17 protein-coding genes and 1 pseudogene are annotated in these 14814 nt (G+C 67.2%); 10 read left to right on the top strand and 8 right to left on the bottom strand.

All coding sequences use genetic code 11. The features are described from left to right. Positions 1-1106 (top strand): bifunctional phosphoribosylaminoimidazolecarboxamide formyltransferase/IMP cyclohydrolase (gene purH, locus ACIQ3R_RS00005; RefSeq protein WP_397413609.1); only part of this gene is annotated, 1106 nt, incomplete at its 5' end. 9 nt (positions 1107-1115) lie between these two features. On the opposite strand, the gene ACIQ3R_RS00010 is transcribed toward purH, so the two are convergent. After that, on the bottom strand, positions 1116-2063 hold the full coding sequence (locus ACIQ3R_RS00010; RefSeq protein ID WP_397413611.1) for an ABC transporter ATP-binding protein: 948 nt from the start codon (positions 2061-2063) through the stop codon (positions 1116-1118). 88 nt (positions 2064-2151) lie between these two features. Here ACIQ3R_RS00010 and ACIQ3R_RS00015 point away from each other — a divergent pair, with 88 nt between their 5' ends. After that, on the top strand, positions 2152-2367 hold the full coding sequence (locus ACIQ3R_RS00015; RefSeq protein ID WP_397413613.1) for a zinc-finger domain-containing protein: 216 nt from the start codon (positions 2152-2154) through the stop codon (positions 2365-2367). Between the two features lie 38 nt (positions 2368-2405). Here ACIQ3R_RS00015 and dnaN read toward each other — a convergent pair whose 3' ends face one another. The 3 genes from dnaN to hrcA all read right to left on the bottom strand — a co-directional run bounded on the left by dnaN (position 2406) and on the right by hrcA (position 5260). After that, entirely contained in the window at positions 2406-3524 is a 1119-nt protein-coding gene (gene dnaN, locus ACIQ3R_RS00020; protein WP_397413615.1) for a DNA polymerase III subunit beta, read from the bottom strand. A gap of 104 nt (positions 3525-3628) precedes the next feature. Further along, complete coding sequence (gene grpE / locus ACIQ3R_RS00025; RefSeq protein WP_397413618.1) at positions 3629-4216, bottom strand: nucleotide exchange factor GrpE; 588 nt, start codon at positions 4214-4216, stop codon at positions 3629-3631. An 18-nt stretch (positions 4217-4234) separates the two neighbouring features. Continuing rightward, the gene (hrcA, locus tag ACIQ3R_RS00030; protein ID WP_397413729.1) at positions 4235-5260 is read right to left on the bottom strand and encodes a heat-inducible transcriptional repressor HrcA; all 1026 of its coding nucleotides are present in this window, start codon (positions 5258-5260) and stop codon (positions 4235-4237) included. Positions 5261-5404: 144 nt separating this feature from the next. On the opposite strand from hrcA, the gene rph reads away from it, so the two are divergent. Continuing rightward, entirely contained in the window at positions 5405-6127 is a 723-nt protein-coding gene (gene rph, locus ACIQ3R_RS00035; RefSeq protein ID WP_397413620.1) for a ribonuclease PH, read from the top strand. Positions 6128-6335: 208 nt separating this feature from the next. On the opposite strand, the gene ACIQ3R_RS00040 is transcribed toward rph, so the two are convergent. Together ACIQ3R_RS00040 and ACIQ3R_RS00045 are read right to left on the bottom strand one after the other, a co-directional pair. Then, positions 6336-6572, bottom strand: coding sequence for a helix-turn-helix domain-containing protein (locus ACIQ3R_RS00040; RefSeq protein WP_397413622.1), 237 nt, complete (start codon positions 6570-6572; stop codon positions 6336-6338). Between the two features lie 3 nt (positions 6573-6575). Then, positions 6576-7103, bottom strand: a complete 528-nt coding sequence (locus ACIQ3R_RS00045; protein WP_397413624.1) for a DUF2975 domain-containing protein — start codon at positions 7101-7103, stop codon at positions 6576-6578. A 395-nt stretch (positions 7104-7498) separates the two neighbouring features. Here ACIQ3R_RS00045 and rdgB point away from each other — a divergent pair, with 395 nt between their 5' ends. The 4 genes and pseudogenes from rdgB (at position 7499) to ACIQ3R_RS00065 (ending at position 10561) form a co-directional block, all read left to right on the top strand. Beyond that, a complete protein-coding gene (gene rdgB, locus ACIQ3R_RS00050; RefSeq protein WP_397413628.1) occupies positions 7499-8098 on the top strand; it encodes an RdgB/HAM1 family non-canonical purine NTP pyrophosphatase in 600 nt (199 codons plus the stop codon). Positions 8099-8172: 74 nt separating this feature from the next. Continuing rightward, positions 8173-9324, top strand: a pseudogene (hemW, locus tag ACIQ3R_RS00055) (radical SAM family heme chaperone HemW); the annotation flags it as partial. Between the two features lie 5 nt (positions 9325-9329). After that, the gene (gene rsmI, locus ACIQ3R_RS00060) at positions 9330-10193 is read left to right on the top strand and encodes a 16S rRNA (cytidine(1402)-2'-O)-methyltransferase (protein ID WP_397413631.1); all 864 of its coding nucleotides are present in this window, start codon (positions 9330-9332) and stop codon (positions 10191-10193) included. Next, entirely contained in the window at positions 10190-10561 is a 372-nt protein-coding gene (locus ACIQ3R_RS00065) for a YraN family protein (RefSeq protein WP_397413634.1), read from the top strand. The genes rsmI and ACIQ3R_RS00065 overlap by 4 nt, the downstream gene beginning before the upstream one ends. Here the strand turns inward: ACIQ3R_RS00065 and ACIQ3R_RS00070 are convergent. After that, a complete protein-coding gene (locus ACIQ3R_RS00070) occupies positions 10558-11472 on the bottom strand; it encodes a thioesterase family protein (protein WP_397413636.1) in 915 nt (304 codons plus the stop codon). The genes ACIQ3R_RS00065 and ACIQ3R_RS00070 overlap by 4 nt on opposite strands. Positions 11473-11578: 106 nt before the next feature. Between ACIQ3R_RS00070 and dnaQ the strand changes: the two genes are divergently transcribed. Continuing rightward, positions 11579-12289, top strand: a complete 711-nt coding sequence (dnaQ, locus tag ACIQ3R_RS00075; protein WP_397413639.1) for a DNA polymerase III subunit epsilon — start codon at positions 11579-11581, stop codon at positions 12287-12289. 6 nt (positions 12290-12295) lie between these two features. Here the strand turns inward: dnaQ and secB are convergent, their stop codons facing one another. After that, complete coding sequence (gene secB, locus ACIQ3R_RS00080) at positions 12296-12787, bottom strand: protein-export chaperone SecB (RefSeq protein ID WP_397413641.1); 492 nt, start codon at positions 12785-12787, stop codon at positions 12296-12298. Between the two features lie 165 nt (positions 12788-12952). Here secB and timA point away from each other — a divergent pair, with 165 nt between their 5' ends. Both timA and ACIQ3R_RS00090 read left to right on the top strand, forming a co-directional pair. After that, positions 12953-13567 (top strand): TIM44-related membrane protein TimA, encoded by a 615-nt coding sequence (gene timA / locus ACIQ3R_RS00085; RefSeq protein ID WP_397413643.1) that lies wholly within the window; start codon positions 12953-12955, stop codon positions 13565-13567. 146 nt (positions 13568-13713) lie between these two features. Continuing rightward, positions 13714-14688, top strand: coding sequence for an MltA domain-containing protein (locus ACIQ3R_RS00090; protein ID WP_397413646.1), 975 nt, complete (start codon positions 13714-13716; stop codon positions 14686-14688). Positions 14689-14814: the final 126 nt, after the last annotated feature.

Raw genomic sequence — 14814 nt, forward strand, 5'->3', positions numbered from 1 at the left:
TGGTCGAGGTGCTGGCGGAACTCGCCGAGGGGGGCGCCACGACGCTCTCGCTGCGCAAACGGCTGGCGGCCAGGGCCTATGGCCGCACGGCGACATACGATTCCGCGATCTCGTCCTGGTTCGCCGCCGAACTCGGCGAGTTCGCGCCGCAAAGGTTCAGCATTGGCGGCGAACTGGCGCAAACGATGCGTTATGGCGAGAACCCGCACCAACAGGCGGCCTTCTATCGCCATCCGAACCCTGCGCCCGGCGTGGCCACGGCCCGCCAGCTGCAGGGCAAGGAGCTCAGCTACAACAATATCAACGACACCGATGCGGCCTTCGAACTGATCGCCGAGTTCGATCCGGCCAAGGCGCCGGCCTGCGCGATCATCAAGCACGCCAATCCCTGCGGTGTCGCCACCGGGGCCAGCCTGGCTGAGGCCTATGACCGGGCGCTGGCCTGTGATCCAACCAGCGCTTTCGGCGGCATCGTCGCCCTCAACACCCGGCTGGACGCGGCCACGGCGGCCAAGGTGCTGGAGATCTTCACCGAGGTTGTGATTGCGCCGGACGCAGATGAGGACGCCGTCGCGCTGTTCCGCAAGAAGAAGAACGTGCGCCTGCTGATCACTGGAGGTCTGCCCGATCCGTCTGCGCCCGGCCGCACCTTCAAGTCGGTATCGGGCGGCTTCCTCACCCAGACCCGGGACACCGCCCGCCTTACGCCGGCCGACCTCAAGGTGGTGACGAAACGTGCGCCGACCGAGGCCGAGATCACCGACATGCTGTTCGCCTTCACCATCGCCAAGCACGTGAAGTCGAACGCTATCGTCTATGCGCGCGCCGGCCAGACTCTGGGCCTGGGCGCAGGCCAGATGAACCGCAAGGACAGCGCCCGTATCGCCGCTTTGCGCGCCGCCGATTTCGGGCTGGACCTCAAGGGCTCAGCCTGTGCTTCAGAGGCCTTCTTCCCGTTCCCAGATGGCCTGATCCAAGCGGCCGATGCAGGCTGTACCGCGGTGATCCAGCCGGGAGGCTCCATCGGCGACGACAAGGTAATCGCCGCCGCCGACGAACGCGGCCTCGCCATGGTCTTCACCGGCGTCAGGGTGTTCCGCCACTAGGGCCTGGCGCTAAGCTGCCGCCTCGGTCTTCGATGTCAGCGAGACAAACACATCTTCCAGGTCTGGGTCCTCGGTGGCGATGTCCTTGATCGAGACGCCGGCCGCGCGGATCGCCGCCAGCACCTGTTCGACGCTGGAGTGGCCGGTACGATAGCTGACCGAGAAGGCTCCACCCTTTAGCTGCCTGGTCTCGAAACCCGCCAGCTTTGGCGGCTCCGAGAGTGGTTCGGAAGGTGTGACCAGCACATTGCGGATGTCCATTCTCGCAAGCAGTGTCTCTGTCGGCTCGCAGGCCACCACCTCGCCCCGACTGACGATGGCGATGCGGTCGCAGAGCTCCTGCGCTTCCTCCAGATAGTGGGTGGTGAGCACGATGGTCACGCCCCGCCGGTTCAGCTCGACCACATAGCTCCAGAGCTGGCGGCGCAGCTCCACATCCACGCCCGCCGTCGGCTCATCCAGGATCAGGATCGGCGGATTGTGCACCATGGCCTTGGCCACCATCAGCCGGCGCTTCATGCCGCCCGACAGCTGGCGGACATAGGCGTCGGCCTTGTCGGCGAGGCCCAGCGCCGCCAGCAGCTCGTCGGTTCGACGCTCCGCTTTGGGCACCGCGTACATGCCCGCCGCCACTTCCAGCGACTCGCGCGGGGTAAAGAACGGGTCGGCGGCGATCTCCTGGGGAACCACGCCGATGGCGGCCCGCGCGTCGCGCGGTCGGGCGTCGATGTCGCGGTCCCAGATGCTCACCTGGCCCGAGCTCTTCCGCACCAGTCCGGCCAGGATGTTGATGAAGGTCGACTTCCCGGCCCCGTTCGGCCCTAGCAGACCGAAGATCGAGCCGCGCGGGATGGCGAGGTCGATGCCCTTCAACGCCCGCATCTCCGGGGTGGTCTTGGTGGCGGCGTAGGTCTTGGTCAGGCCCTGGGCCAGGATGGCGTTGTCGGGAAGGTCCATGGAGCCCTATCGTTGACGGCGAAGCTGCGCCCGGCATACCTAGGCCCCAGCCGGCGCGTCGCCAAGCGTAGGCGCAGGGACTTTTCTGATGGCCGACAACATGCCCGCACCCGAGATCGTGGCCATCCACGGCCACCGCGTCGCCTGTGACGGGGTCGGCGGTGCGCTGGGCCATCCGCGCGTCTGGCTTGAGATGGGCGAGGGCGACTACGTGGAGTGTCCCTACTGTGATCGCCGGTTCGTCCGCGCCCATGGCGACACGACCGCCACACCAGGGGTCTACGAGATCGACAGCGGGCACTGAGCATACCCCCCAACCGCGGAGCGGTGGGAGGTGATGCTCTAAACCCTCAGCGGCATCAGGATGTACTGCACGTCCGCGTCGCCCGGATCGAGCACCAGGGCCGGGTCGTTTGAGCCGCCGAAGCGCATCTCCATCACCTCGCCGGAGATCTGGTCGGTGATATCCATAAGGTAGCGAGCGTTGAACGACAGTTCGAAGGCGTCACCGTCGTAGTCGATCTCCAGCTCTTCCACCGCCTGGCCGGCCTCCATGTTGCGCACCGTCAGCACCACGCGGCCGGCCTCGATGGCCATACGCACCGAGCGGCTTTTCTCGGCCGAGATGGTGGCCACGCGGTCCACGGCCTGAGCGAACAGGCGCGCGTCGGCCATGACCCGGCGCGCATTGTCCTTGGGGATCACCCGACTGTAGTCGGGGAACGAGCCGTCTATGACCTTCGAGGTCAAGGCGGCGCCGCCGAGCTCCAATCGCACCTTTTGGGGACTGATCTGCAGCTCGACGCTCTCGCCTGCATCGTCCAGCAGGCGGCGGATCTCGGCGATTGTCTTGCGCGGGACGATCACGCCGGGTGCGCCGGCCGCGCCCTGGGGCGCCGGCATGTCCGCCAGCGCCAACCGCGAGCCATCGGTGGCCACTGCGCGCAGACGGGCCTGGCCGCCTACGATCACCGTGTGCACATAAAGGCCGTTCAAATAATAGCGCGTCTCCTCCGCCGAAATGGCGAAGCGCGTCTTGTCGATCAGCCGGATGAGGTCGTTGGCGTCGACCGAAATCGAGCCCGAGATCCCGTCCGAGGACATCACCGGAAAGTCGCCGGCGGGCAGCACTGGCAGGTTGAAGCGGCTGCGGCCCGCCGCCACGGTCAGGCGCGGATCGTCGCCGGTGAAGCTCAGTGAGACATCGGCCCCTTCCGGAAGCTTTCGGACGATCTCATAGAGAGTGTGCGCCGGTGCAGTGATCTGGCCGGCTACGTCCACCTGGGCCAGCGCCGTGTCGATGATCTCCATGTCGAGATCGGTCGCCGCGAAGGTCAGCTGGTCGCGTTCCGCAGTGAGCAGCACATTCGAGAGGATCGGGATCGTGTTGCGGCGCTCCACCGCGCTCTGCACATGGCCCAGCGCTTTCAGCAGCGCGGCGCGTTCGATGGTCAGCTTCATTCCAGATCCCGGTCGGTCAGCGCGCGGAGTCGATGGGAACCCGCGCGATAGGGACCACGGACATTAGCGGAAACCGGCGCCGGTGGAAGCCCGGCCAAGCGGTCTCAGGCGCGGGTATCCACTGATCCGCCAGCGTCATCCACGGTCTCCCCGCCGCCGCCGCTTCCATAGGGGTTGGGTGGCGCGGCGCCCTTGGCCGCGACCACCACCATGGCCGGGCGCACCAGACGGCCGAGCAGTTCGTAGCCCGGTTGCAGAACCTGGACCACGCCCCCCGGCTCCACCTCGGTTCCGGGCTGTTCCATCATCGCCTGGTGCTTGTGGGGATCGAATTTCTCGCCCTTGGCCGGATCGATGCGCTTGAGCCCGTTCTTGTCGAAGGCGCCCTGCAGCTCCTTGGAGGTCATCTCAACGCCCACAACGAAGTTCTTTACCGGACCCTCCCCCACTGGAGCGGCGGCCAGCGCGCGTTCGAACGTGTCGGCCACGCCCAGCAGATCACGCGCGAACTTTGTGATCGCATAGGCGCGCGCGTCGTTCATCTCGCGCTCGGCCCGGCGCTTGGTGTTTTCCGCCTCGGCGGCATAGCGCAGCACCTGGTCCTTCAGCGCCTGGATCTCGGCGGCTATGGCCTCCAGATCGGTAGAATCATCGCCGGCTTCAAAGTCGGCGGGCGTCAGTTCCTCGGACATAGCGTCTTATTCAATTCCTTAGGCATTCATCACCTGGCCCAGCACGCGGGCGGTGTAGTCCACCAGCGGGATGATCCGGGCGTAGTTAAGGCGAGCCGGGCCGATCACGCCGATCGCGCCCACCACCCGCTGCGAGCCCGTCATATAGGGCGCCGCGATCACGGCGGAACCCGAAAGCGAGAACAGGCGGGTCTCTGCGCCGATGAAGATGCGCACACCCTCGCCGTCTCGGACCCCGTCCAGCAGCGAAATGAGCTGCTCCTTCTGCTCCAGATCCTCGAAGAGAGAGCGCACCCGTTCGAGGTCTTCAAGGGTCTCGCGGTCTTCCAGCAGGTTGGCGCGGCCGCGCACAATCAGCGCCCGATCCGCCGCCTCGCCGCCGCCCCAGGCGGCCAGGCCATCCTCGACCAGGCGCGCTGCCGCATCGTCGAGCTCACGCCGGGCCTGATCGAGTTCGGCGCGCAGGTCGATCCTGGTCTCCTGCAGGGTGCGGCCCCGTAGCCGGGCGTTGAGGAAGTTGGAAGCCGCCTGAAGGGAGGACGGTGTAACGCCCTCGGGCAGACGCATAAGCCGATTTTCCACCGAGCCGTCGTCGAACACCATGATCGCCAGCGTGCGATCGCCGGACAATGGAACGAACTCCACGTGGCTGACGCCCGCGTCGCGCACCGGGGTCACCACCACGCCCGCGCCCCCGGCCAACCCCGAAAGGATGGCGGAAGCCTCGTTCAGCGCGTCCTCATAGTTGCGCCCGTGCGCCAGTAGGCGCGCCTCGATCGACCGCCGATCGACCTCCGCCACATTGCCCACCTCCATCAGACCGTCGACGAACAGCCGTAGACCCGCATGGGTCGGCAGCCGCCCGGCGCTGACGTGCGGCGCGCCCAGAAGGCCAAGCTGAGTCAGATCCTGCATGGTGTTGCGGATTGAGGCTGGCGACAGCGAGATCCCAGCCCGGGAGAGGGTGCGTGAGCCCACCGGTTCCCCGGTCTCCAGATAGCTCTCCACAATCCGGCGAAAGATATCGCGAGCCCGCGCATCCATATCGGTCAGTGTCGGGCCTCTGGCGAACAAGGGCGTGGTCACGGGCGGTTTCAGTCAGGCTCCTGGGCGGCGGACGGTGGGCCATGGACGGCGAGGTTCTGATCTAGGATAAGCCGCGACCGCTTCCCAAAGCCAAGGTCTTTCATGCGCCCGTCCAACCGTACGCCCGACGCGCTCCGCGCCATCAACCTCGAAACCGGGGTCACCCGCTATGCCGAGGGCTCGTGCCTGATCACCGCCGGTCACACCAAGGTGCTGGTCACGGCGAGCCTTGAAGAGGGCGTTCCGGGCTTCCTGCGCGGACGCGGCCAAGGCTGGGTGACGGCGGAATACGGCATGCTGCCCCGTGCCACGCACACGCGAGGCCGGCGCGAGGCGGCGCAGGGCAAGCAGTCGGGCCGCACCCAGGAGATCCAGCGCCTGATCGGGCGCTCGCTGCGCGCGGTCACCGACCTGAAGGCGCTGGGCGAGCGGCAGATCACCGTCGACTGTGACGTGCTCCAGGCCGACGGCGGCACGCGCACCGCCTCTATCACCGGCGCCTGGGTGGCGCTCCGCCTGGCGACCCAGCATCTTCTGGACGAGGGCATAATCGCCAACGACCCGATCCTCGACCAGGTGGCGGCGGTGAGTTGTGGCATTTTCGCCGACACCCCGGTGCTCGATCTCGACTATGAGGAAGACAGCAACGCCGAGGCCGACGCCAACTTCGTCCTGACCGGATCGGGCCAGATCGTCGAGATCCAGGCGACGGGCGAGAGGCGCGGCTTCAGCCAGGCAGAGTTCGACGCGCTGTTCGGCCTGGCGCGCTCGGGCATCGCCGACCTCTGCGCCCTGCAGCGGTCGGCGGCCGGTTCTCAGAAGTAGACGTCGAGGCGGAGAGCCTGAGGTGGCAGGCGCGCCAGTTCGCGGGCCAGCGGCGCGAACATCGCGTCGAGCATACGTTCGATCAGCTTGAGCATCTGAAAATCCCCTATTGTGCGATGCAATATCGGGGATTTAGTTTTCAGGTCCGTGAATTACAAGGTCCTTAGGCGTCTACATCGGCGACGCGATATCGCGTCGCAGCATAGCCTTAGCCTTCGTCGTCATCCGGCGGGATGTCGGGACCCGGCTCGTAGACAATCAGATCGCCGGGTTGGCAGTCGAGCTCACGGCACAGCGCGGCCAGTGTCGAGAAGCGCACAGCGCGGGCCTTGCCGGTCTTGAGAATCGACAGGTTGGCGATGGTTACGCCGACCCGGTCGGCGAGCTCGGTCAGCGACATCCGTCGTTCGAGCAGCATGCGGTCTAGGCTTACGCGGATGGGCATGGCTCAGATCGTCAGCTCCGCTTCACGGCGCAGGCGGGCGCCTTCACGGAAGACCTCGGCGAGCACAAACACCACCAGCACCGAGAACCAAGCGGTCACGCCGACGCCGGGCTCCCGCTGGCTGGCGCCCGGAAGCCACGCGCCCAGCGCCCAGACCGCGTAGCGGCCAAGCTCAAGGCCCGCCAGCATCAGTCCGATCAGGCGCAGACGCGCCACATTCTCCGGATGGAAGGGGTCGCCCGCGGTCAGGGTGGCGAAGATGCGGCGCAAGACGCCCACGATCACCAGAACGCCGGTAAGATAGAACGCCGCGGCGGCGAGTCCGGCGGCCAGCACAGGGCCGCGCTCGGCGACCGTGGCGGCTTCGCCGTTGAAGCGCACATTGGCGAGCATTTCAGGATTGGAGCCCAAAAGCAGCGCAGCGAGCGCGATCAGAGCCAGGGCGCCGACGCCGATCCACAGGGCGGCGAAAACGACATCGAGAATGATCTTGAGGAAGCTGGAAACCGAGCCAGGGCCAAGTGCGCGCATAGTGTTAGCTAGCCTCCCCCAAAGGAACCGTCAGGATCCGCGCCGGTGCGGCTTGGCGCCGGTCGCCGGGGCGGATCGGACGATGCTCATCTTTCGGGGCCGAACTTAAGCGAAGGCGGCCTGGGCGGCGATGCTCAGGATCGGCGATGCCGCCAGCACCACGACCAAGACCATGGCGACCCGGTCGATCTGGTTCATGACTTGGGTGAACATATCTAGCTCCTAGGTTTGCCGCAGTGCGGCGTGGTTTTGTCAGATCGGGCTGACCTGATGCGATTATCGATATGTCCATATCGTTTCCCAATCACGTGAATATCGAGTAACGATATTAAACTTTCGCAATGCAGCAGAGCTCGCTGGCGCTATGGTTTGTCGCCTGAACGAGGGAGCGCGAGATGGCCCTTAAGCTGGAGCCTGGAACCCGGCTGGTGGTGGCGACCCACAATCCCGGCAAGGCGCGCGAGTTGGCAGAAATCCTGGATGGCCGATTCGAGCTGGTCGCCGCCGGCGCGCTCGGCCTTCCTGAGCCCGAGGAAACCGAGGCCACCTTCACCGGCAACGCGCTCTTGAAGGCCAGGGCCGCGGCCGACGCGTCCGGACTGGTTGCGCTGGCGGACGACTCGGGATTGTCGGTGAAGGCGCTCGACGGCGCGCCCGGGATCTACTCGGCCCGATGGGCCGGACCCGGCAAGGACTTCGCGATCGCCATAGCCGAGGTCGAGCAGCGCCTCGAGGAGAGGGGCGCCAAGGATAGGTCGGCGTGGTTCACCTGTGCGCTCGCTGTGGCTTGGCCGTTTGGACCTGCGGTGGTGGTTGAGGGCAGGGTCGACGGATCGCTGCAGTTTCCGCGGCGGGGAACACTGGGGTTCGGGTACGATCCTATCTTCGTCCCCCAGGGTAGCGCGCAAACCTTCGGCGAGATGGCACCCAAGGCAAAGGACGCTCTGAGCCATCGCACGCGGGCGTTCGAGAAACTGAAGGCCGCGCTGCTTTGACGCCGCAGGGGCTCCGCCCGTTTGATTCAGGGCGTGATTCCGCCGGCGAATCCGTTCCCGCTTCGCCAGATCGCGCTCTAGGCGTCTACGTTCACTGGCCCTACTGTGCGCGCATCTGCCCATACTGCGACTTTAACGTCCTTCGGGCGCGGGGTCGCGATGTGGAGGCTGATGCCCTGGCCCTCGCGATCGTGGCGGACATGGAGGGCCAGGCCGCTCTGACCGGACCACGAGAGCTGGTGTCGGTTTTCTTCGGCGGTGGCACGCCCTCGCTGATGCGACCAGACCAGACGGCGATGATCCTAGCGGCCGCGCGGCGGCTTTGGCGCCCGGCGGCGGACCTGGAGGTGACGCTTGAGGCCAATCCCACCGACGCGGAGGCGCAACGCTATGTCGATTTCGCCGGGGCGGGCGTCAACCGTCTCTCGTTGGGGCTGCAGGCGTTGGACGATGCGGCGCTGAAGTTTCTGGGTCGGGATCACGACACCGCCGAGGGTTTGCGTGCGGCGAACGTCGCCCTCGAAGCCTTTCCCCGCGTTTCGCTCGATCTGATCTATGCGCGGCCCGGTCAGACTCCCGAGGATTGGGCGCTGGAGTTGCGCGCCGCCGCGCGCTTGGGGGCTGAGCACATCTCTCCCTATCAACTCACCATCGAGCCGGGCACGGCGTTTGACCGGGCGGTGGCGCGCGGCGTCTTCTCGACCCCGGCGGAGGATCCGGCCGCCGATCTCTACGAGGCCACACAGGCCGTACTGGAGGCCGAAGGCTTTGCGGCCTACGAGGTGTCCAACCACGCCCGGACCGAGGCCGCCCGCGCGCGACACAATCTCGCCGGCTGGCGGGGCCTGGACTATGTCGGCGCAGGCCCAGGCGCCCATGGTCGGCTAACGTTGGACGGCGCGCGGGTCGCGACCCGCGCCGCGGCCAGACCCGCTGACTACATCCGTCGGGTGGACGCCACGGGTGTTGGTTTCGCGGAGCGCGACGTCTTGAGCGCCGTCGAAGCCGCTGAGGAGCGCCTGTTGATGGGTTTGCGCATTATCGAGGGCGTCGCCTTTGCCGACGTCGCGGCCCTCGGCCTGACGCCGCCGAATGTCCGCGATCTGGTGGCTGCGGGTCTGGTGGTCGATGACCCGGTCCGCCTTCGCGCCACCCCCGCCGGCCGCCGGGTGCTGAATGCGCTGACAACGCACCTTGCCACCGCGGTCGCCGCGAGCGCAGCCTGAGCGCCATGGCCCACGCCCTGCCACCGCCCACTCTGAATGCAGCGCCGTTGGCGCCCGGCCTATATGTGGTCGCCACGCCCATCGGAAACCTGCGTGACATCACACTCCGCGCCCTTGATGTTCTGGCCGCAGCCGATCTGGTGCTGGCCGAGGATACGCGGGTCACCGGCAAGCTGCTGGCCGCCTATGGTTTGAAGGCGAAACTGGAGCGCCATGATGAGCACGCGGCCGAGCGGGCCAGGCCCAAAGCGATGGCGGTTCTGTCCGAGGGCGGGCGCGTGGCCCTGGTCTCCGACGCCGGAACGCCGCTGATATCCGACCCTGGTTTCCGGCTGGTGCGCGAGGCGGCCGAAGCGGGGCATGCAGTCTATCCGATCCCCGGCGCCTCGGCCCTCCTGGCCGGCCTGTCGGCGGCGGGGTTACCTACCGATCGCTTCCTGTTCGCAGGCTTTCCCCCGCCCAAATCCGCCGCCCGACGAGCGTTCCTCTCTGAGTTGGCCGGCGTCCGAGCGACTTTGGTGTTCTTCGAGGGCGGGTCGCGACTGGCTGACAGTCTGGCCGACATGGTCGCCGTGCTGGGCGATCGCGAGGCGGTGGTCGCCCGCGAGATCACCAAACTCTATGAGACCTTCTACCGTGGCCCGCTTGCGACTTTGGCGGCCGACCCAGCGCTGGATGCCCCCAAGGGCGAGATCGTGATCCTCCTGGCGCCCGGTCGCGAGGCGGAGGCCACCGCTGCTGACGCCGATACGGCCCTTACGGAAGCGCTGACTCGTCTTGGCCCCTCCGAGGCGGCCGGAGAGGTGGCGCGGGCGCTGGGCCTCCCCCGTCGCGAACTCTATCGGCGGGCGCTGGAGCTAAAGGGGTGACGGCGCGCGTCGACCGAGGCGCCGCAGCACGCCGGTCGGGGCGGCGCGCCGAAGCCCTTGCGGTGATCTGGCTGATGGCCAAGGGCTATCGGATACTGGGATTTCGACTGCGCACACCTCAGGCAGAGATCGACATCCTGGCGCTGCGCGGCCCCGTCCTGGCGGTGGTCGAAGTTAAGCAGCGAGGGACCCTCGAAGCGGCGCTGGAGGCGGTCACGCCGGACCAGAGGGATCGCCTGCGCAGGGCGGGCCTAGCGCTGGCCGCCGGCCGGCGCGGGCTTAAGGACTGTACCGTACGCCTGGACTTGATTGCGTTGGCTCCCCGCCATCCGCCGCGACACGTGCCCAACGCGTGGCCAGACCACTAGAGCCCCAGCCCCGGGATCGCGTCGGCATTGGCGCGGGCCAGTTCCTCGGGGGGCAGCTCGATCAGCTTGCGAGTATCGAGGTCAAAGGAGACGGCTATGGCTTCCGCCGAGCCCCAGGGCTGGCCCGTCACCGGATCGAGCAGCCAATGGACCAGCCGGCGGATGCGCGCGTCTCCGCCCGCCGAACCAGACCGCAGGGCGAACCGATCTCCCGCGCGCGGCCAGGCGTGATGGATCAGGCGATATTCCACCGCAGCCCCGCCGACCCGGCGGCTTTCTCCGACCTTGCCCAACCGCCGACCGGAAAAGAGATGCGGCACACCTGCCGAGAGCCGCTGCATGAATCCTTCAACCCTCATACGTCCAAAGGCGTCGCAACCATGGGCGGCGACCACGCCCGTTCCGGTGGCCGTCAATCCTAGCGCTTCCGCCCGCGCCAGACTGGCCTGGGTCGTGACCGGGGCCAATCCGATCGAACGCGGCCCGGCGTTGGCGGGCGCCTCGCAGGCGAGCGCTTCGGCCCGAAGGCGAATTCGATCCGGCCAGGGAAATGCCTGCCCCTCGCGCGCGGTGGCGTGCGCGGCCACGGTCTGGAAACTTGCCGCGATCTGGCCATCCGCATGGCGCAGCACAAGGCCAAAGCGGGCCTCGGTTTCATCAAGCGACAACACGCCGCCGGTCATGCTCAGCGGCGCGCCGGCCCGGGCCTCGCGCAGGAAGCGGATGTGCTGTTCCCGAACCAGCAGCGTGGCCTCGGCGCCTGGCGCGAAGGCGTGGGGCATCCCCAGCTCCGCTGCCAGCCCTGCCAGGCCCTCCATCGACCTGGCGACATAGAAGCCGACATTGAGATGGCCCATCTCGTCGCATTCCCAGGCCTCTACAGACCCGCGCCAGACCTCGACCTCCGCCACCACGGTCTCCCTCGTTCGCACGGCGCAGTTTAGCGGCGCTCTGCCCAACAGCGCCACTGTACGCGGCCGGATTGAGACTCACGACAAAGCGGGGCAGGGTGCGGCCATGGCGCGCGAGATCGTACTTGATACGGAAACCACCGGCTTCGACCCCAAGACCGGCGACCGTTTGGTGGAAGTGGCGGCTCTTGAGATCGACCAGTTCTTGCCGACCGGTCGCAGCTTCCACGTCTACATTGACCCTTGCCGCGACATGCCCGCCGACGCGGAGCGGGTCCACGGACTTTCCGCGGCTTTTCTTCGAGGTAAGCCTCGCTTTGAGGCGCCCGAGGTCGTCGACGCCTTTCTCGAGTTCGTGGGCGAGTCACCGATCATTGCCCATAATGCCGGCTTCGACCGAGGGTTCCTGAACTGGGAGTTGGCCAATTGCGGTCGACCGGAACTGCCGGAGCGTCGTTGGATCGACACCCTGGCGCTGGCCAAGCAGCGCTTTCCCGGAATGCACAACTCGTTGGACGCGCTCTGTAAGCGTTTCCGCATCTCGCTCAGCGAGCGCGAAAAACATGGCGCCCTGATCGACGCCAAGCTGCTGGCGGCGGTGTATCTGGAACTCAAGGGCGGCCGCGAGCGCCGCCTTGATCTCGCGACCGGCGCCCGGGGCGAGAGTCGAAAGCCCGAACTGGCGCCCCGGAGCGCTTATGGCCCCCGCGCCCGCCCCTTGGACTCACGCGCCAGCGAGGCGGAGCGCGCCGCCCACGCGGTCTTCATCCGCGATAAAGTAAAGGACGCTTCTCTATGGGCGCCGTTTGGGATCTAGCGGCGATCAGGCGTGGCCGACCGTCGGGTCCTGCTGGGCCTTGCGGGCGGCATAGACCCCCGCGAAGTCAATCGGATCGAGCAGGAACGGCGGGAAGCCGCCTTCTGACGTCACCTCAGCGATGATCCGACGGGCGAAGGGGAACAAGTAGCGCGGGCATTCGATCAGCAGCACCGGCTCCATCTCCTCAGCCGGGACGCCGCTGATCTGGAAGACGCCGCCATAGAGGAGCTCGACGATGAACAGCGGCCCCTCAGGACGGTTGGCCTGGGCGGAGAGCTTCAGGTCCACCTCAAACAGGCCATCCTCGCGGCCCCGGGCGTTCATTTCCACATTGAGGTCGATCTGCGGCTGGTCCGGGCTGGCGCGCAAAGCGTCCGGCGCGCGCGGGTTCTCGAATGAAAGATCGCGGATGAACTGGGCCAGGATGCGGATGCCGGGCTCGGCGTTTAGGGCGCCGTTGGACGGCGCGTTGGCTCCGGCGTCGGTGTCGGTCATGAGGATGAAGATCTCTTTCGGACGGCGCGAACGGCGCCGGGTCGGCCGTGCGGCTATCACACGCGACACCGACCGCGCAACGCCGCCCCTGACGTTGGCGCAAGGGCAGACTATATGTGAGACGTCGAACAGGCTAACGAGGCAGGCGGAAATCGAGGCGCACCCTTGCAGGTTTTGGAACTGATCATCTTTGCGGGCCTCGCGGTCATCGTGCTGTACCAGCTCTATTCGGTGCTGGGTCGGCGCGTGGGTCGTCAGCCAGGCGACCGTCCTGCGACTGAGACCGCAGCGATTGGACCGCGCCCTGCGGAGCGGCCGCCGGAGCCGGCGGACGACGGGGTGGAACTCACCGGCCTGGCTGCGATTCGCGCGCGCGACCCGGGCTTTGACGTCGGCCGCTTCCTAGGCGGCGCCCGAAGCGCCTACCAGATGATCGTCACGGCTTTCGCCGAGGGCGATCGCAAGACGTTGGGCAACCTGCTCGCGCCGGCGGTGCTGGCCAGCTTCGAACAGGTCATCGACAGCCGTGAAGCCGAAGGGCGGAGCGAAACCGTCGAGTTCACTCACCCGCCGCGCGCGGATCTGGAAACCGCCGAGATGTCCGGCGAGATAGCCCGGGTGACCGTCCGGTTCCTCGCCGAGTTCCGCACCCGCTCCAAGGGTCCCGAGGGTGAAGCTGTGGACGATCGCCGGACCGCCGAGCTTTGGACGTTCGAGCGATCGCTCGCCAGCAAAGACCCGAACTGGACGCTCGCCCACGTGGACGCCGCCGAAGCGTGAGACCCGCCTGGAGGCCGCTGATCGCTGCACTTTCGGCGTCGACGTTGGCGGCCTGCGCCACGCCCGCTCGCGAGACGCCAGGCCCTTCGAGACTTCCAACCGCGCCGGACCCGATCCGGAGCATGGAGGCCGCGCCGGCGCCGGCCGTGTCCAGCCGGATCGAACTCTCCGAACTCCCGGGCTGGGCGAACGAAAATCACGACATCGCATTTGAGGCCTGGCGCGCCGTCTGTTCGGCCATCCGGGATCCGGTGGCGGCTGATCTCTGCTTCCGCGCGCGCTCGGTCGGCGAGATCATGCCAGGCGACGGCCGTATCTTTCTGGAACGCGAATTCCAGGCGGAGCGAGTCGGCGCCGAGGGCGTGCTGACAGGTTACTTCGCGCCGGTCTATGCCGCCCGCCGGGCGCAAGATTCGGAGTTCAGCACACCGGTTCGACCGCGCCCATCAGATCTAACGCTGGCCCCTGATGGTCGCGCCAGTCGATCTAGCGATGGAGCCCCCTATCCAGACCGCGCCCGCATCGAAGCCTTACAGGAGTCCGCGCCGTTGGCCTGGATGCGGCCGGAGGAGCACTTCTTTCTGCAGATTCAAGGTTCTGGGGTCCTGGTCTTTGAGGACGGTCAGCGCATTAAGGCGCTCTACGCCGCCCATAATGGCCTGCCCTTCGTCGGGATCGCCAACCCGATGCGGGAGCGGGGCCTGCTGGCGCGCGACAACACTTCGGGCGACTCCATCCGCGCCTGGCTGGCGGCCAATCGAGGACCCGTCGCCGACGAATTGATGCGGCTCAACCCCCGCTTCGTGTTCTTCCGCCTGGCGCCCGATGATGGCCGACCTCCCGCCGGCGCAGCCGGGGCGCCGCTTCCGGCCGGCCGCGCCATCGCCATAGATCCGGCCTTCCACCGCTATGGCGATCTCTTGTGGCTGGATGGGGAGGCGCCAATGCTGGCTGGGGCCTTTCCACGCTATCGGCGGCTGGTGACCGCGCTCGACACCGGCGGCGCGATCAAAGGCGAGGTGCGCGCTGATCTCTATATTGGGCAGGGCGATGTGGCCGGCGTTGAAGCCGGGCGCATCCGCCACACGCTGATGATGTGGCGCCTGGTTCCCCGGCCATGAAGCGCACGCTCCGCCCCGACGAACTCCGGATATGGGGCCAAGTGGCAGCCACGGTTCACCCAATGGCGGGTCGCGCTGCGCCACTCCCAAGCGCACCGGCCACCGGCCTCGACGCGCCACTCCGCG

The organism is Phenylobacterium sp. (assembly GCF_044371015.1).
Taxonomy (GTDB): domain Bacteria; phylum Pseudomonadota; class Alphaproteobacteria; order Caulobacterales; family Caulobacteraceae; genus Phenylobacterium.